The organism is Candidatus Clostridium radicumherbarum (assembly GCF_045310525.1).
Classification (GTDB): Bacteria; Bacillota; Clostridia; order Clostridiales; family Clostridiaceae; genus Clostridium_AT; species Clostridium_AT radicumherbarum.
This window is the reverse complement of the sequence record NZ_JBJHZY010000001.1, coordinates 119,603-137,760: the sequence shown is the minus strand read 5'-3', so window position 1 is coordinate 137,760 and position 18,158 is coordinate 119,603. Positions and strand designations below refer to the sequence as shown.

The window sequence follows — 18,158 nt, the reverse complement described above, 5'->3', positions numbered from 1 at the left end:
GGTTAATTAATCATGAGCAAATATGTTATGGCTTTAGATCAAGGGACAACCAGTTCAAGATGTATACTTTTTAATGAAAAAGGCTTAATTCAAAGTGTTGCGCAAAAGGAATTTACCCAAATCTACCCAAAGGCTGGCTGGGTTGAGCATGATCCTATGGAAATATGGTCAACACAAATAAGTGTTGCAGTAGAAGCTATGCAAAAGCTTAACATTACTGCAGAAGACATTGCAGCTATTGGTATTACTAATCAAAGAGAAACAACTGTTGTTTGGAATAAGAACACTGGCAAACCAGTTTATAATGCAATAGTTTGGCAGTGCAGAAGAACAGCTGGTTTCTGTGATGAGCTTAAGGCTGAAGGCTTTGATAAAAATATCAGAGAAAAAACTGGGCTTATAGTAGATGCATATTTTTCAGGTACTAAGGTTAAATGGATACTTGATAATGTTGAAGGAGCTCGAGAAGAAGCTGAAAAAGGCAACTTGTTATTTGGAAATATTGATACTTGGCTAATTTGGAATCTAACTAAGGGAAAGGTTCATGTAACAGATTATAGCAATGCTTCTAGAACTATGCTGTTTAACATACACACATTGGAATGGGACAAAGAAATACTAGAAAGATTAAACATACCTGTTGCTATGCTTCCAGAAGCTAAACCTTCTAGCTGCATATATGGACATACAGATGCTGCATTACTAGGCGGAGAAATAGCTATAGCTGGAGCTGCTGGGGATCAGCAGGCTGCCCTATTTGGCCAAGTTTGTCATAAACCAGGAACTGCAAAAAATACCTATGGAACTGGCTGTTTCATGCTTATGAACACAGGTGAAAAAGCTGTTGCTTCAAAGAATGGTCTTTTAACCACAATTGCTTGGGGAGCAGATGGTAAAGTTGAATATGCACTTGAAGGAAGTATATTTATAGCAGGTGCTGCTATCCAATGGCTTAGAGATGAACTTAAAATAGTTGAGAAAGCTTCAGATTCTGAAAGCTTCGCTGAAGCAGTTGAAGATACTAATGGAGTTTATGTAGTACCTGCTTTTGTTGGACTTGGAGCACCTTATTGGGATCAGTATGCAAGAGGAACTATCGTAGGTCTTACTAGAGGAGCGAAAAAGGAACATTTAATCAGGGCAACTCTTGAATCCTTAGCTTATCAGACAAACGATGTATTAAAAGCTATGGAAGAAGATTCGGGCATTAAGCTTGAAGCCTTAAAGGTAGATGGCGGTGCTTGTGCTAATAACTTCTTAATGCAATTCCAGTCAGATATATTAGGTGTTCAAGTTGACAGACCAGAGGTTATAGAAACAACAGCGCTTGGTGCAGCTTATCTAGCTGGTCTTGCAGTAGGTTATTGGAAAGATAAAGAAGACATAACTAAGAACTGGGCTATATCAAGAAGCTTTGCTCCTGATATGAATGCTGCTAAGAGAGAAGAACTTTTAGAGGGCTGGCATAAGGCGGTTGACAGATCACTAGGCTGGGCTAAGTAAAGTCATAATAAATTTATTATAAAAATAAAAGGGGGTAAATTTAAATGTCACATTTATTAGCTGAGTGTTTAGGAACAATGATAATAGTATTGTTTGGAGATGCTGTTGTTGGTAATGTAGTTTTAAATAAAACTAAAGGTAACGGCTCTGGATGGATTGTAATTACAACTAGCTGGGCAATTGGAGTCGCTTTAGCAGTATACATTTTTGGACCAATAAGCGGTGGTCATTTTAATCCTGCAGTAACAATTGCATTAGCTTCTTTAGGCAAATTTGCATGGGCTGATGTGCCTGGTTACATCATAGCTCAGATGCTGGGAGGATTTATTGGGGGCGTTATAGTTTGGATTAACTTCAGAAGCCACTGGGAAGTTACAGATGACAAAGATGCAAAACTTGGAGTATTCTGTACTGGTCCAGCTATTAGGAACTATCAAACAAACTTTATAAGCGAAGTAATAGCAACCTTCATACTAATGTTCGGTATTTTAGGTTTAGGAACAGCTAATATGGTTCAAGGATTTGGTCCACTAACTGTTGGTTTGTTAATATTTGGACTAGGACTTTCTTACGGTGGAACTACAGGGTATGCAATGAATCCTGCAAGAGACCTTGGTCCACGTTTATCCCACTTTGTACTTCCTGTTGCTGGTAAGCGTGATTCCGATTGGGCTTACTCTTGGATTCCTGTTTTAGGTCCTATTTGTGGTGCTTTACTAGCGGCACTAGTTTTCCATTTAATATTCTAAAATCGTTAAACAACTAAAAAACTATTATAAATTTATAGAGTAAGGTAAAGAGCCTTACTCTATTTAAAATTATTATTGGAAGGGGCCTTAATAAATGAAAAAGGTAATTAATAACCCTGAACTTGTAGTTGAGGAACTATTGGAGGGTATGGTTTATGCTTACCCAAAATATGTGGAAAAGCTTGAGAATGCAAATGTACTAGTAAGAAAAGTAAAAAAGACAGATAAAGTGTCCTTAATCAGCGGAGGCGGCAGTGGACACGAGCCTTCACATGGAGGCTTTGTTGGAAAAGGAATGTTAGATGGAGCTGTAGCAGGAGCTGTTTTCACATCACCAACTCCAGATCAGGTTTATGAAGCTATAAAAGCTGTTGCTACAGATGCTGGAGTACTTCTTGTCATCAAGAATTATACTGGCGACGTTATGAATTTCGATATGGCAAAGGAAATGGCAGAGATGGAAGGCATAAAGGTTGAAAGCGTCATAGTAGATGATGATGTGGCTGTTCAAAACAGCACCTGGACCATTGGAAGAAGAGGTATAGCTGGTACAGTCTTTGTTCACAAAATTGCTGGTGCAAAAGCTGAAACTGGTGCTAATCTAGAGGAAGTAAAGTCAGCAGCTCTTAAGGTAATAGCTAATGTTAGAAGTATGGGCATGGCCTTAACGCCTTGTATAGTGCCTGCTGCAGGAAAGCCAAACTTTACCTTGGCTGAAAATGAGATGGAAGTTGGTATGGGTATTCATGGAGAGCCAGGAACTCATAGAGAAGAATTAAAAGCTGCAGATGAAATTGTCAGCCATCTAATGGGAAGAATTCTTGAAGATATGCCTTTAGATGAAAATAATGAGGTTGCTATTATGATAAATGGCTTGGGAGCAACTCCATTAATGGAGCTATTTATTATTAACAGAAAAGTAAACAAGATATTAGAAGAAAAGGGAGTTAATGTTTATAAGACTTTAGTCGGAGAATATATGACTTCAATTGAGATGGCAGGTTTTTCAATAAGTATCCTTAAACTTGATGAAGAGTTAAAAGAACTTTTAGATGCTTCGGCTGATACGCCTGCTTTCAAACAATTTTAACTAATTGGAGGAATTAAAATGCCACTTACTTTAAATGATGTAATACACATATTTAATAATATAGAACAAACTATTCTTTTAAATAAGCAGTTTTTAACAGACCTTGATGCATCCATTGGTGACGGAGATCATGGAATAAACCTAAATAAGGGCTTTAAGGCTGTTTCTGAGAAACTTAAAACTTCCCCTATTAAAGACTTGTCTGATATATTGAAGCTATCTGGTATGGCAATTGTATCAAATGTTGGTGGAGCTTCAGGTCCCCTTTACGGTACTGCTCTTATGAAAGCAGCACCTTTACTTATAGGAAAGTCGGAGGTAACTTTATTAGACTTCAGAGACATATTAAATGCTGCAATTGGTGGTATTAAATTAAGAGGCGGAGCTGAAAAAGGCGACAAAACCATGTTGGATGCTCTTATTCCAGCCTTTGAAGAAATAAATAGTTCCATTGAAAATAACCTTAGTACTATAGATGCATTAAAAAATGCCTGCCTAGCAGCAGAAGCTGGAGTGGAATTTACTAAAACAATTGCAGCTAGAAAAGGCAGGGCAAGCTATTTAGGCCATAGAAGTATAGGGCATCAAGATCCCGGTGCTACTTCAAGCTATTTAATATTGACCTCCATATATGAAACTGTTAAAGCTATAAAGGAGACTTAGTAATGGTATCATTGTTTATAGTATCTCATAGTGAAAAAATTGCTCATGGAGTTAAAGATTTAGCGTTAGAAATGACTCCAGAAGTTAAAATAGCTGCAGCCGGCGGGACAATTGAAGGCTTACTTGGAAGCAGCTATGACAAAATATATAAAGCACTATCTGATATTTATACCGAAGATGGAGTTTTAGTGTTTTTTGATCTTGGAAGCTCCTACATGGCTGCTGAACTTGTAAAAGAAGCACTAATACTTGAAGGAAAAGATAACATTTATATAGTAGATGCTGCTTTAGTGGAAGGTGCTTTAACTGCAGCAGTTCAAATCAGCTTGGGTTTGACTATTGATGAAGTAGTTCATAGTATTGAAAAATTAAAACTTGGCAAAATATAAAAATGCTGTGCTAAAGGTGAAATAAATGCTTTTACTCTTAGCACAGCTAAATTTTTATAGTCTTTCATTCTTCTTTAGATTAGCAGTATACTTTTTACTCTCTATCTTTATTCATACAATTCTCCTGCAAGCTTCTCTAATATACTTGTATTTATAATTTCATAATAGTTTTCATTCTTTTTTATAGCATCTTCACTACAAAGTAAATTTAAAGTTCTTAAAAGATGTCTATAGCTTGTTCCTAAAAGTTCCGAAACCTCTGTTAAATTACCCTGGAAAATAATTTTGTTCTTATCTTTGCTTTCATTACAAGTAGCCAAAATAAAACTTGCTAATCTATTTTCAAGCGGGTATAACAAATTAATGGAGCTATTTTTACTAAGCCTAATAAGTTTCTCACCTAACCAAACACATGCAGATCTTAAAAACTTGGAATCATCAAATGCAAATTTAATAATGTTATCAAAAGATATACCAACGCAATAGGTATCTTCTATTACTTGAACGTTTGAATTTGCTGTTTCAGAACGCAAAAATTCAACATCACCTATTATCATAAAGGGCTTATAAAAGCAAAGCAGCAGAGACTTTCCATTGCTTAAAGACCCATATACCTTTGCTTTGCCTTTAACGAAGAATAATAGATAATCTAATTTCTCATTTGCTTTACATATATATTCATTTTTGTTAAAAAAGAATAGTTCCATATATGGTTTCATATCAGTGCTAAAAATATCATTTATATTATATTTTGAAACATAGTAATTCAACTTTTTAATATTAGCTATTTCTCTCATTAGCTCATTCCCCTAAACCATTAATAATATAAGCTAGCTACATTATATCATTTTTACTATGACATATGTCATAGTAATATTCTTTAGTTCTATGTTAATTTTAAGATAGAACTAAATGGAGGGATTTTATGTATAAACTACTTTCAGCGTTAATTGGTATTTTAATTACTGTTATGCTAGCCGTTAATGGAGCACTATCAAAAAATACCGGTACTTACTCATCAATAGTAATCATCCATATAATAGGGCTAATATGCATAAGTTGTATTTTGCTTATTAAAAGAATAAAACTTAACCTTCATAATAATATTCCAATTTACCTTTATAGTGCAGGTGCTATTGGAGTTTTTACCGTTTTATTTAATAATTTAAGCTTTAATTATATTGGAGCTTCTTTAACTCTTGCTTTAGGATTGTTAGGTCAATCAATAATTTCAATAGTTATTGATCACTATGGACTTCTTGGAGCTGAAGTTTATAAGTTTAAGAAACAAAAGCTAATAGGTTTAATCATAATAATCATAGGTATAGTAATTATGACTTTTTATTAACAGCTTAAAAGTTAGGAGCTGAATAAGGAATACTAGGGGGAATAGCTATGTTAATGATAGTTTTAGCTTCAATTGCTGCAGGTGCTTCAATTGTTTTAGGAAGAAATATAAATTCCATGTTAGCAAATAAAATAGGATTATTAGAAGGGACCTTTTTTAATTATGTAGTAGGCTTATTTTTCTCCTTCATATTTTTACTAATAAGCAGTGATTATTTAAAGCTTTCTACTAACCTATTAAAATCTGTACCCATCTGGGCTTTCCTTGGTGGATTGCTTGGTGTTATTGTTGTGTCTATTTCTAATTTCATTACACCAAAGATATCTGCTTTCTATCTCACATTAATTATATTTGTTGGACAGCTTTTTACTGGAATAATAATTGACTATTTTTCTCAGGGATTAATCTCACTAGGTAAAATTATTGGAGGACTACTTGTATTTTTAGGACTTTCCTATAATTTAATAATAGACAAAAGGCTTTTAAAAGAAAAAACTTGCTAAAATCTAATTTTAGTAAGTTTTTTCTTTTAAAACTTATTTTCTTTTGGTTCAATGCTGATATACTACAAAATATATAATCTGCTTTCATAAGGTTTCAAACAAAAATCTTCTTTATTTATATTTTTATAATTTGATATTAATAACTTGGCTTCCGAGATGTTAATATCAATAGGGAGCTTATAGCTTGCATTATTTTCAAAAAAATTTACAATTATTAATAACCTTACCCCATAAAGTTCCCTAATATATGAGTAAACTTCCTCATGTTCATGATTTAACTCTTGAAAGCTTCCATATACTAATACTGGATATACCTTTCTTATTGCTATTAACTCTTTATAGAAGTTAATTATTGAGTCCTTATCTTCAAGCTGCTCTTTAACATTTATTTCACTATAATTAGAATTCACCTTAATCCAAGGCTTCCCAGTTGTAAAGCCTGAATTCATAGTAGAATCCCACTGCATAGGTGTTCTGTCATTGTCCCTGGAGGTATTATGAAGCCCCATAACAAAGTTTCCTTCACTTACAACCCCAGTTTCCACCTGCTCTTTATATCTATTAAAAATTGCAATATCCCTATAATCTTCAAGTTTGAATTCATTTGCATTAGTCATTCCAATTTCATCGCCATAGTAAATAAATGGTGTACCCTTTTGGGTAAGCTGAAGCATGGCTAGCATTTTTGCAGATTCTTTTCTATATTTTTTATCCTCACCAAGTCTTGATACTGTCCTTGTACTATCATGATTAGAGTAAAAAAGTGGACACCAGCCCTCTTCTTCCTTTATCAACTGCCAGCCAGTCATTTTTTCTTTTAAATCCTTGATTAAATTGATTGAAGCCTTCTCCCAGGGCTTTTTACCAAAACCAATTCCATTCATATCAAAATGAAATATCATGTCTAATTCTCTAGCCTCAGCACCTGTATACAGCTTTGTATTATGATAGCTTATGCCACCTGTTTCTCCAATTAGTACATGATAATCATCCTTAAAAACATCTCTTCGAATTTCCTTAATATACTCATGTACCTTGGGTAAATTTTGTACATACTTTATAAAATTTCCGTATTTTGTACCTTGCTCTATTGGAGCATCTGGAAAATTCATATCCTTAGCCAGATGATTAATGGCGTCAATTCTAAAGCCATCCACACCTTTATCTATCCAAAACCTAATCATTTCTTTTATTTCTTCTCTTAAGCTTTCATTTTCCCAGTTTAAATCTGGCTGCTCCTTTGAAAAAATATGAAGATAATATTCATCAGTAGTTATATCATACTCCCAGGCACTGCCCCCAAAGAAGGAACCCCAGTTGTTCACGACACCATTATTTCTGCCTGGCTGCCAAATATAGTAATCTCTATAGGGATTATCCTTAGACTTTCTGCTTTCTTTAAACCAAGGATGCTCATGTGAAGTATGATTAATTACAATATCCATAATTAGCTTCATACTTCTATTATGTAATTCTTTAATAAGTACATCAAAATCTTCTAGTGTTCCAAATTCCTCCATTATATCTTCAAAGTTACTTATGTCATAGCCATTATCATAATTAGGAGAGCTATTTATTGGGTTTAGATAAAGTATATCAATGCCTAGGTTTTTTAAATAATCAAGTTTTTCAATGATTCCTTTTAAATCACCTATTCCATCTCCATTTGAATCCTTAAAGCTTCTGACATAGGCTTGATATACTATGCCCTCTTTCCACCATTTTCTATCCATAATTTCCTCCAAGTTGTTTTTATGACCCTGCACTTTCATAGGCCCTTATTCCTAAGCTCCAAGTTGAATATGCAATTATAAATGAAACTAATGCGGCTAAAGCAGTACCTCCTACAGCTGTATATATATCAATCTTACCAACGAAGTAGCCTGCAGGGAAAAAGGCTGTAAATGCAAATGGAACAATAAAGGTTAAAATTATTCTTATCCATTTGGAATAAATAGATAAAGGATACTTAGTAAAATCAGACAACATATAATTCATAAATAGTATTGATTGACTAAATTTAAGCCAAAAGGCAAAAGAAGCGAAAAATAATTTTATTGAGGTATAAATAATAGATCCGCAAATAACTACAATAATAAAAATCATTATATCTATAAAGCTAAATGAAAGCTTTAATTTTGAAATAGAAGTTATAATTAAAGCTACTCCTACGGCCAGTTCTCCAAAAGCGTCTGGCTGAAATCTTTCAGCTATAAGATGAAATAATGGATTTATTGGTCTTAATAGGTACCTGTCAAATTCACCTCGTACAATAATTCTTCCTGCTAAAAGCCATAAGTTATCTGTAAACAGGTGGTCAAGGCCTCTTGGAAGCTGAGCAAAGCCATAAATAAATAATATTTCATCAAAGGTCCAGCCATTTAAGCTTGGAATTCTTTGAAACACTAAATATAAGAAAGCAATACCCGTAGCTTGAATTACTACAAATCCAAAAAGACCTATAAAAAAATCAGCTTTATACTCCATAAGTGATTTTAAATACTGGCTTAAAAACTTAATATATAATCTAAAATACTTTCTCAACTTCTCTAACCTCCTAATATAACCAGCTTATTTATTGCTCTATTCCAAAGCCACTTACTTAAGAAATACAAGAAAACCACCCAAAACAGCTGAATTCCTAAGGACTGAAGCAAAGCTATTCCTGTGAGCTTTTTAATATAAATCATAACAGGTATATAGTTTAGAGAACTAAAAGGAAAAAACTGCATTATGTTTTGCATAGCTAAAGGAAAAAATGCAATTGGTATAAGTTGTCCTGAAAAAAACAACAATACTGCCTCTTTTATTTGGCTTATTCCCCACATATTTGTAACATAAAAGGCTAAAAGTCCAAAGCAGAAGTTCATTAAGTAGCTTACTATAAAGCCAAGGAGCATGCTGAATAAATAAAGCAAAATGGTTCCAAAATCAGGAGGAACTTCCCTAAGGGTAAAAAATCTTACTGCAATTAATCCTATCCACACAGGCAATAATACAAAGAAGAATTGATAAACAAAACCACCTAAGGACATAAAAAATATTCTTACTTGATAATTAATAGGCTTAATCAAATTCATTGCTATGGAGCCGTCTCTAACTTCATGTCCAATATCTTGGTCTGCTCCAGTAGTAATAGTTCCTGCAGTTATGTTGCTCATAAATATGTAAATAATCATATCCTTTAAACTAAAACCATTTAAAGAGCTTGAAGCTGAACTTATAAATACCGCCTTCCAAAGATAATATAATACAAAGGTTCTCATTAAATTTCCAAAAACAAACATAAAGAAATTAGCCCTATAACTCATTAGGGTCTGAATAACCCCTCTTCCAAAAGGCCAATATAATCTAAATTTCTTTTTAATATAGCCCATTATATTTTCACCTCATGGCTATAAATTTTCTTAACTATTTCCTCTATATCTGTATCCTTTATATTAATATCCATAACTTGAACCTTTGCCATTATATGACCAACAATATCTGAAATGCTTATTTTATTTCTATTAAAATTAACTATGAGACTATTGTCCACTATAGAAGTATTTACATCCTCCCTAGAAAGTTTAAATTCTTTTACTATATCAATTTGTCTTGCAGCCTTTACGTCTTTAACTAAGGTTTGGACTGTTCGCATATAGCCAAACTTATCCTTTATCTCATCTATACTTCCATCATAAACTGCCTTACCTTTATCAATAATAATAATTCTATTACATAGTTCTTCTATATCGTCTAAGTCATGGGTAGTAAGAATAACTGTAGTTTTATATTCTTTATTTATTTCCTTAATAGCCTTTCGTATATTTTCCTTAACCATAACATCAAGACCAATTGTTGGCTCATCAAGATATAATATTTTAGGATTATTAATTAAGGCAGCTGCTAAATCAGCTCTCATTCTCTGTCCTAAAGATAGAGTTCTCACAGGACTACTTATGAATTCATTTATATTTAGTACTTCGTTAAAGAAGGTCATTCTTTTTTTATAGTCTTCATTATTTACCTCATATATTTCCTTTAAAATTGAAAAGGTCTCAGTAAGAGGCAGGTCCCACCAAAGCTGAGTTCGCTGTCCAAAAACAACTCCTATTTGCTTTGCATTTTTTTGTCTTTCTTTATAGGGTACTACTCCATTAACAGTACATTTACCTGAGGTTGGTACCAAAATACCAGTCATCATTTTAATAGTTGTTGATTTTCCTGCACCATTAGCACCTATGTAGCCCACAATTTCACCTTCATCAATATGAAAGCTAATATTATCTACAGCAGTTTTAATTTCAACCTCCTTACTAAAAAGCCCCTTAACAGTACCCATAAAGCCAGGCTGTTTTTTATATAACTTAAATTCTTTAGTTAGGTTTTCAACATGTATCACTTTGTCACCTACTTTCAATGAATTAATAAGTAAAAATTATATTAATTCCTAATTGCTTCTTTAGCTGAGCTGCAAATTCTTTATTATTTCACTAATTTTAAAATTTTAATATCATTAGCTTTAAGAGATATACAATTTTGAAGGTTAATTTCAATTTTATTTAATAAATCAAGATATTTTCCATTAACTGCTTCAAGCTTAACTGTATACTCCTCATCGCTATTGTTTAAGAGGACGATAATCTGTTCCTCTTCAAAAGTTCTCATATACGCAATTAAATTATCTTTATTATAAATGGACTTGTATTCACCATAGATTAAAGCCTTGTTTTCTTTTCTTATTTCATTTAGTGTTTTATAAAAATTAAATAAATCTCCATTTTGCTTCTTTTCATCCCAAATCATGCAGCCTCTGCATTCAGGATCATTGCCTCCAGCCATTCCAACTTCATCACCGTAATAAATATAGGGCATACCAATGTAAGTATATTGAAACACTGCTGCAAGCTTTAATCTTTCTACCTTCTCTTTACTTTCAGTTAAGAATCTAGAGGTATCATGACTTCCAATAAGGTTAAACATATTCATATTCACCTTTTTAGTATATATAACTCTATTATAAGTAAGCCCATTATCAAATTCTTCTGCACTTATTACTCTTTTAGCAAAAAAATCTACTGAAAGGTTTTTTATAGGATAATTCATTATGCTGTCTAATTGATCCCCTTTAAGCCACGCTGATGCTTCATGCATAATTTCACCTATAATTATTGCATTGGGATTAGCTTTTTTTACTGTCTTTCTAAATTCCCTCCAAAAAGCATGATCTACCTCGTCGCAAACATCAAGCCTCCAGCCATCAATGCCAACCTCTTTTATCCAGTATTCAGCTACTTTTAAAAGATATTCTACAACTTCAGGGTTTTCAGTATTTAATTTAGGCATTGTACTTACATCATTTGCAAAGGTTAAATAATTCACTTTTTCTTTGTCTACTGGATAGTCATTAATATAAAACCACTCCTTATATTTAGACTTCTCCCCCTTTTTAACTACATCCTCAAAGGCAAAAAAATCACTGCCAGAATGATTAAACACTGCATCAAATACAACCTTAATATTTCTCTTATGGCATTTATCAATCAATTCCTTTGCTTTTGCGGTGTCTCCAAAGGAAGGATCAACTTTAAAATAATCCTTTGTATTATATTTATGATTTGTAGTTGATTCGAAAATTGGAGTTAAATAAATTATATTTATCCCTAGTTTCTCTAAATAGTCTAACTTTTCTATTATGCCTTGAAGATCTCCCCCAAACATACTTTGGGGAGTTACTTTGTCACCCCAGGTTAAGGTCCCCTTTGGATCATTAGTTTTATCACCATTATAAAATCTATCTGGGAATATCTGATACACAATACCTTCATAGGCCCAGGACGGGCTGTCATATACATCAGCAGGATTTAGAAATGGGAATTGAAAGCATTCCTGTTCTTTTGGTTCCTTTAAGCTTTGCAAAACTCCTCTTTCATTAAGGAATTCTATATTACCCTCATTATCTTTGAGTTCAAAAAAGTACCTGTACCTTTGCTCCTTAACATGAAGCTGTACCTCATAATAATCAAAGAGTGAATCAGTTTCTGCTAAAAACATTTTCTTCTTATTAAAAGGATTTTCCCAATCATATCTGTCTTTGTAATGAATAATTAAGCTTTTCATTTCACCTTTTGCTGTTCTTATTCTTACTATTAAATTTTCTTTATCTATTCCATATACATATGGCACATCTAATATATGAAAAATTGCATGTTTGTTCATAGCTTATTCTGCCTCCTTAGTCTAAATCACTTTTTCTAAACATCCACTAACATAAATATAAGGTATCCACAAAGACGTTTAAATATTGTAAGCTTTGTAAATACCTATATTTTATTATATTTATTTTATTAACCTTTAACAGCTCCAGCAACGAGGCCCTTTTGTATGAACCTTTGAAGAAGCATGAAAATTATAACAATAGGTACTGATGAAATTACTGCAGCTGCTGAAAAGGCAGTCCAATTTGCAGAAAATTGATTATTTATAAAGCTCCTAAGTCCCAGAGCCACAGTGTAATTTTCTGGTGATTTTAATGCTACTGAACTTATTATATACTCACTATAGGTTCCAATAAAACTAAATAGGAACATAACTGCAAGCATAGGCTTTGCTAGAGGCATTATAATTTTAGTAAATACCTTCCAATGGCTTGCACCATCCACCATAGCTGCCTCATCAAGCTCTCTAGGAAGACTGTCAAAATAACCCTTTAAAAGCCATATATTATAGGCGCTTCCGCAAGCAAATATTACCACTAGAGCCCATAGATTATCAATTAAGTCCAATTTATATAGCATAAAATATATTGCGGAAATTGTCATCATAGCAGGAAACATTTGCAGCACTAGTAAAGACATTAGTCCATATCTTCTGCCTTTAAATCTTAATCTTGAAAATGCATAAGCTGCTGTACCTGTTAAAAATAAGTTTAATATAGCAACAGTACTACATAATAGCAAGCTGTTTTTAACCCAAATTGGAAAGTTTCCTCCTTTAGAAACGTCTCCGGAAAATAGGCCCTTGTAATTATCAAAGGTTATTTCACTTGGAAAAAATGTCCCCTGATAAAAATAATTTCCTTTGGAAAGTGAAGCAACTATTATGGATACTAGTGGGAAAAGCACAATAATAAGCATAACCCATATTATTATTCTACTTATCCAAAGATTTCTCCTTTCACTAGGTTTTAATCTATGCTTATAAACTAATTCAACATCTTTTTTAGTATTAGTTTGATTATTCAATGTTAGTCCACCTCCTCAAAAGCACCTGATAATTTCATTTGGAATATACTAATAGTTCCAATTAATATGAATATCAAAATGCTAAGTGCTGCAGCTAAATCATATCTATATACAACGTTAACCATCTTAAATGCGGAACTTGCAAGAATATCTGTATATCCAGCAAACACTGATCCAGAAGCCTTTGCCGGACCTCCGCCAGTTATTAAATAAGCCGCACCAAAATTATTAAAATTAAATGAGAAGGAAGATATAAGTAGTGGTATTGATGAGGAAGTTAAAGATGGTAGTGTAATCTTAGTAAATTTTTGCCACCAACTTGCTCCATCTATTTCTGCTGCCTCATAATAGGTGTCTGGAATTGAAGACAGTGCACCAAGTGCAACATTCATCATATATGGAAATCCTAACCAAATTGTTACTATTAGAACTCCTACTCTTGCCCAGTTTCCATCTGTAAGCCATGGTATATTATTTTGAATAATGTGTAACTTTTTTAGTATTAAATTAATTGGACCATATTCTTCATTTAAAAGTCCTTGCCAAGATAATATTGCAATAGTACTTGGAAGAGCCCAAGGAATGATAAATAATCCTTTGTATAGTCCTCTTTCCTTCATATTGGAATTGTTAAGCAACATTGCAATTAATAAACCTATAAAATAATTTCCAAGAGTTACTACTGAAGCAAATATAAGTGTCCATACAAATACAGGTAAAAATATAGGCTTTAGGGGACCATTTAATATCTGTTTAAAATTAGCCAGTCCAACAAGTTTAAAATTGTCCATATGATCTAAGTTATAATTGGTAAACGCTATATAAACGGTATACGCAATAGGCAATAAGCTTAGAAAAAATATTGATATAAGTGCTGGTGATAAATATACGTAACCTCTAATACGATCAAAGAAACTAGTTTTCTTTCTCTTTTTTTTCATCGCTATCCCCTTTCATTATTAAATAGGAGGGGTCTCTGTCCCCCTCCTACCATCAATTATGTTATACCTTAAATATTATTTTGCTTGAGCTATTTGATCCTTTACGTCTTTAGTATATTTAGCAGCATAATCTTTAGCTGATAATTTTCCATCTACTAATAGTGCAAAGTCTCCGTTTGCTGCCCAAACTGATCCCATTTGAGAAATATTTGGCATTGGGTAAGCTGTTTTAGCTTGCTCAATAAACCCTGCTAAATCACCTTTTGCTAATTGATCCTTTAATGGAGAATCCTTAACAGCTGGTATTCTGTGGCCCTTATCAAATAATGCCTGTTCAGTATTAGCTACTAAATATTTCATTAAGTCCCAAGCTTCAGCTTGATTCTTTGATTTAGCATTAACGAATGCAGCTTGAACTCCTAAGAATGGAGTTGCAGGCTTTCCATCTATACTTGGTAATGGAGCAACTTTAAAATGAACTCCTGCCTTTTGGAAGCTTTCTACATCCCATGGTCCACTTATATACATTCCGATTTTGCCAGCCTTAAATTCTCCGCCAGCAGCTCCTGAATCAACACTTGACTTCATTCCAAGCTCTTTACCAAATGTAGCTAGAGTTTCATAACCCTTTATAGCTCCTTCATTGTCAAGCCCTATAGTATTTGGATCTAATGCTCCACCATTATCCTTGAATATATATCCGCCAAATCCTGAAACGAATGCATAGCTGTGATAAAGATTCTTAGCTTCATAATGAAAACCAACTTTTTTACCTTGAGCTATTAAGTCATCTAAAGTAGTTGGAGGTGTAGTAACTTTATCTGTATTGTAGAATAATGCTAATGTTTCAATTGATAGAGGAATACCATACATTTTTTTATCAAAGGAAACTGCATTAATAGCATTTTCATTATATTTTGAGGTATCTATTGTATTAGCTGGAACTTCTGCTAAAACACCTGCTTTGTAAAAACCACCAAGGTTATCATGAGCTAAACCGAACATGATATCTGCTGCCTTTGAGCTTACAGCAGCCTGTGCAAATGCACTAAAATCTCCTTTATCAGCTAATACTTCAACTGTATTACCTGTCTTAGTTGCCCATTGTTGAGCTATTGGTTTAATAGCTGCAACCTCATCATCAGTAAGATGTGACCATACAACTATCTTTTTGGATTCCTTCTTTACTGCTGCTGTGCTGTCTGTCTTTTTACCGCATCCTACAAAAGCTGTTGCAACTAGCATAAGTGTTAAAGCTGATGCTAAAACCTTTGAACTTTTTTTCATCAAATTTTCCCCCTTTAAAATATATTATTGTTTATTTGTGCAACCGTTTGCACTTTATGTTTAAATTATATCTCACGTTTTCCAAGTAGTCAATATATTTTCTGAAAATATTTTCATTTTATTTTTTCTAATATTAAAATTTCATTACCTTCAATGTCTAAGTTTCCTTTAAAGCTTAATTTACTTTCTTTTCTTTTATTTGAATAAAGTATTTTTGCCTTTGATATATCTATTTTTTCTTTAGCAGGTTCATCATTTAAGTTAATATAAACATAGGTACTGTTATTATCCTTTGTCCTCTTTATTGCATAAATATTTGTATTAACTGTATCTAGTGCTTCAAAGCTGCCATATTTAAGCTCTTCACTATTGTTTCTAAGTGAGATCATCTGTTTATAAAAGTTTAGTAAGGAATTCTTATCTTGTGATTGTACATTTACAGCCACTTTATTGATATCATTTGTGGAAGCTTCCCAAGATGCATTCAGTTTAGTATTTTTATTGTCCCATATAAAAGGCTCCCTAATTTTCTCATCAGGCTTTGCGCCAGTCATTCCAGTTTCCTCTCCATAATAGATGTATGGAGTTCCGGGTAAGGTTAAAAGCACGGCTGCTGCCTTTTTTGCTTTATCTTCATCATTTAGCACACTCATAATTCTATTTTGATCATGATTAGTTAAAAAAGGGCTATCTATATAATTTTTAGCTTTTAAGGCATACTGTTCATAGGCATTTGTAAGTACAAAAGCAGTATTACCCACGTCCCCGCTATTTACCATGTTCATTACTGCATCTGCTTCTGGGAAGTTAAAAGCAGAATCGAGACTCTGCATATACTGGCTAATAACAGCGGTCTTGTCCCAAACTTCACCAACTAAAACTGCATCCTTATTTTGACTCTTAACATAATCATTAAATTCCTTCCACCACTGTACATTTTTATTGTTATCTTCATATATGTGCATTGCTGCATCAAGTCTAAAGCCATCTATGCCTAAATCTAAATAATATTTTGCAACTTTTTTCATTTCTTCTCTTACATCTTTATTGTCATAATTTAAGTCTGGCATTCCGCTCCAGAAAAGAGCGTAATAATAATCTTCACCCATTGGAGTCCAAGGCTGGGGGCTAATAGGGGATCCTTCTGTTACATCTGTATTTTTATCTGCCCAAATATAATAGTTCCTATATTTGCTGTTTTTATCATTAGCAGCTTCTTTAAACCATGCATTATCAATACTGGTATGATTTATTACTAAGTCCATAATCACCTTAATGTTTCTTTTATGTGCTTCCTTTATAAGTTCTTTAAAATCTTCTAAAGTTCCATAATCTTTGTTAATACTATAATAATTTGAAACATCATAGCCATGATAGCTAGGTGAATCGTTTATTGGCATAAGCCAAATACCTGTTACACCTAGATCCTTACTTAAATAATCTAACTTTTGTGTAACACCCTTAATATCTCCTATGCCATCACCATTACTATCGTTAAAGGATCTTACAAATATTTCATAGAATACTCTTCCATTATAATTTTGTTTTTGAAGTTCAGTACTTTGTGCAATCGTTTGTTTTTTACAGCCAAAAAATAAAGTGCTAAATAAAATTAATATCAGCACCAAGGCCATAGACCTTTTTTTCATCATAACACCTCCATATAATTTTAATTAAATAATAATAAATATAAAACCAGCTCAATAATTAAGGTAATTATAACATTTAATTTTGAATAAAAAAATATAATATTCATTTTATTTTAATAATTATAAAAAGGAAGCTTTCTCTACAATTCACCTTCTTTTCAAGCTCTTATATAAATTAATTTTTAGTAGCAACTGTATTTTTAATCTTTTATGGGTAATAAATATAATTTATGATAAAATATAAAAGTAATATCATTGAAGGGAGAGAGTATAATGTCAGTTAATTTTACCCAAAGACTTGAAGAAGCCATGAATTATTTACATAAGCAAGGAGCCTTCCTTACTGTAAAAAGCGGAGATAAAACTAATACTATGACCATAAGCTGGGGAAATATTGGTTTTGAATGGAATAAACCAATTTTTACTGTGTTAGTTAGGAAATCAAGATATACTTATGAGCTTATAGAGAATTCTAATGAATTTACGATTAGTATTCCACTAAATAATGACTTAAGAAAGGCTCTTGGATTTTATGGTTCAAAATCAGGAAGAGACATAAACAAATATGAAGAGTGCCCACTAACTTTGGAACCTGGAAAATCAGTTTCAACACCTGTAATTGGAGAGTGTGAACTCCACTATGAATGCAAAATAGTCTATAAACAAAAGATGGATCCTCATATGCTTTCTGAAGAAATAAAAAACATCAGCTACAAAGATGATGATTATCATACAATTTACTATGGAGAAATCGTAAATTGCTACGTTAAATAAAATAATTTCAGCTAAATAAATGCACATGAATTATAA

18 protein-coding genes are annotated in these 18,158 nt (G+C 32.8%); 8 read left to right on the top strand and 10 right to left on the bottom strand.

What is annotated here, in order from left to right; translation table 11 throughout:
- Positions 1-12 precede the first annotated feature (12 nt).
- The 5 genes from glpK (at position 13) to dhaM (ending at position 4,394) form a co-directional block, all read left to right on the top strand.
- Positions 13-1,503 (top strand): glycerol kinase GlpK, encoded by a 1,491-nt coding sequence (gene glpK, locus ACJDUH_RS00750; protein WP_406763240.1) that lies wholly within the window; start codon positions 13-15, stop codon positions 1,501-1,503.
- Between the two features lie 44 nt (positions 1,504-1,547).
- Positions 1,548-2,252 (top strand): MIP/aquaporin family protein, encoded by a 705-nt coding sequence (locus tag ACJDUH_RS00745; RefSeq protein ID WP_406763239.1) that lies wholly within the window; start codon positions 1,548-1,550, stop codon positions 2,250-2,252.
- 94 nt (positions 2,253-2,346) lie between these two features.
- Positions 2,347-3,342, top strand: a complete 996-nt coding sequence (dhaK, locus tag ACJDUH_RS00740; protein WP_406763238.1) for a dihydroxyacetone kinase subunit DhaK — start codon at positions 2,347-2,349, stop codon at positions 3,340-3,342.
- An 18-nt stretch (positions 3,343-3,360) separates the two neighbouring features.
- The gene (gene dhaL / locus ACJDUH_RS00735; protein WP_406763237.1) at positions 3,361-4,005 is read left to right on the top strand and encodes a dihydroxyacetone kinase subunit DhaL; all 645 of its coding nucleotides are present in this window, start codon (positions 3,361-3,363) and stop codon (positions 4,003-4,005) included.
- Positions 4,006-4,007: 2 nt separating this feature from the next.
- Positions 4,008-4,394: a dihydroxyacetone kinase phosphoryl donor subunit DhaM gene (gene dhaM, locus ACJDUH_RS00730; protein ID WP_406763236.1), complete on the top strand. Its 387-nt coding sequence runs from the start codon at positions 4,008-4,010 to the stop codon at positions 4,392-4,394.
- A gap of 107 nt (positions 4,395-4,501) precedes the next feature.
- Here the strand turns inward: dhaM and ACJDUH_RS00725 are convergent, their stop codons facing one another.
- Positions 4,502-5,191, bottom strand: coding sequence for a cyclic nucleotide-binding domain-containing protein (locus tag ACJDUH_RS00725; protein ID WP_406763235.1), 690 nt, complete (start codon positions 5,189-5,191; stop codon positions 4,502-4,504).
- A gap of 128 nt (positions 5,192-5,319) precedes the next feature.
- Here ACJDUH_RS00725 and ACJDUH_RS00720 point away from each other — a divergent pair, with 128 nt between their 5' ends.
- Together ACJDUH_RS00720 and ACJDUH_RS00715 are read left to right on the top strand one after the other, a co-directional pair.
- On the top strand, positions 5,320-5,742 hold the full coding sequence (locus ACJDUH_RS00720) for a DMT family transporter (RefSeq protein WP_406763234.1): 423 nt from the start codon (positions 5,320-5,322) through the stop codon (positions 5,740-5,742).
- A 47-nt stretch (positions 5,743-5,789) separates the two neighbouring features.
- Positions 5,790-6,245 (top strand): DMT family transporter, encoded by a 456-nt coding sequence (locus tag ACJDUH_RS00715; protein WP_406763233.1) that lies wholly within the window; start codon positions 5,790-5,792, stop codon positions 6,243-6,245.
- A 62-nt stretch (positions 6,246-6,307) separates the two neighbouring features.
- Here ACJDUH_RS00715 and ACJDUH_RS00710 read toward each other — a convergent pair whose 3' ends face one another.
- From ACJDUH_RS00710 to ACJDUH_RS00670, 9 genes are all read right to left on the bottom strand, one after another.
- The gene (locus ACJDUH_RS00710) at positions 6,308-7,978 is read right to left on the bottom strand and encodes a glycoside hydrolase family 13 protein (protein WP_406763232.1); all 1,671 of its coding nucleotides are present in this window, start codon (positions 7,976-7,978) and stop codon (positions 6,308-6,310) included.
- Positions 7,979-7,997: 19 nt separating this feature from the next.
- Complete coding sequence (locus ACJDUH_RS00705; RefSeq protein WP_406763231.1) at positions 7,998-8,789, bottom strand: ABC transporter permease; 792 nt, start codon at positions 8,787-8,789, stop codon at positions 7,998-8,000.
- Positions 8,790-8,794: 5 nt separating this feature from the next.
- Positions 8,795-9,556 carry an ABC transporter permease gene (locus ACJDUH_RS00700; protein ID WP_406763230.1) on the bottom strand — a complete coding sequence of 254 codons (762 nt, stop codon included), beginning with the start codon at positions 9,554-9,556 and terminating at the stop codon, positions 8,795-8,797.
- A gap of 65 nt (positions 9,557-9,621) precedes the next feature.
- Positions 9,622-10,629 (bottom strand): ABC transporter ATP-binding protein, encoded by a 1,008-nt coding sequence (locus ACJDUH_RS00695; RefSeq protein ID WP_406763229.1) that lies wholly within the window; start codon positions 10,627-10,629, stop codon positions 9,622-9,624.
- 83 nt (positions 10,630-10,712) lie between these two features.
- Positions 10,713-12,446, bottom strand: coding sequence for a glycoside hydrolase family 13 protein (locus ACJDUH_RS00690; RefSeq protein WP_406763228.1), 1,734 nt, complete (start codon positions 12,444-12,446; stop codon positions 10,713-10,715).
- A gap of 128 nt (positions 12,447-12,574) precedes the next feature.
- Entirely contained in the window at positions 12,575-13,471 is an 897-nt protein-coding gene (locus tag ACJDUH_RS00685) for a sugar ABC transporter permease (RefSeq protein WP_406763227.1), read from the bottom strand.
- Positions 13,472-13,473: 2 nt separating this feature from the next.
- Positions 13,474-14,412 carry a carbohydrate ABC transporter permease gene (locus ACJDUH_RS00680; RefSeq protein ID WP_406763226.1) on the bottom strand — a complete coding sequence of 313 codons (939 nt, stop codon included), beginning with the start codon at positions 14,410-14,412 and terminating at the stop codon, positions 13,474-13,476.
- A gap of 75 nt (positions 14,413-14,487) precedes the next feature.
- Positions 14,488-15,699, bottom strand: a complete 1,212-nt coding sequence (locus ACJDUH_RS00675; protein ID WP_406763225.1) for a sugar ABC transporter substrate-binding protein — start codon at positions 15,697-15,699, stop codon at positions 14,488-14,490.
- 113 nt (positions 15,700-15,812) lie between these two features.
- Complete coding sequence (locus tag ACJDUH_RS00670) at positions 15,813-17,351, bottom strand: alpha-amylase family glycosyl hydrolase (RefSeq protein ID WP_406763224.1); 1,539 nt, start codon at positions 17,349-17,351, stop codon at positions 15,813-15,815.
- Between the two features lie 270 nt (positions 17,352-17,621).
- Here ACJDUH_RS00670 and ACJDUH_RS00665 point away from each other — a divergent pair, with 270 nt between their 5' ends.
- Entirely contained in the window at positions 17,622-18,122 is a 501-nt protein-coding gene (locus ACJDUH_RS00665; RefSeq protein WP_406763223.1) for a flavin reductase family protein, read from the top strand.
- The last annotated feature ends 36 nt before the right edge of the window (positions 18,123-18,158 follow it).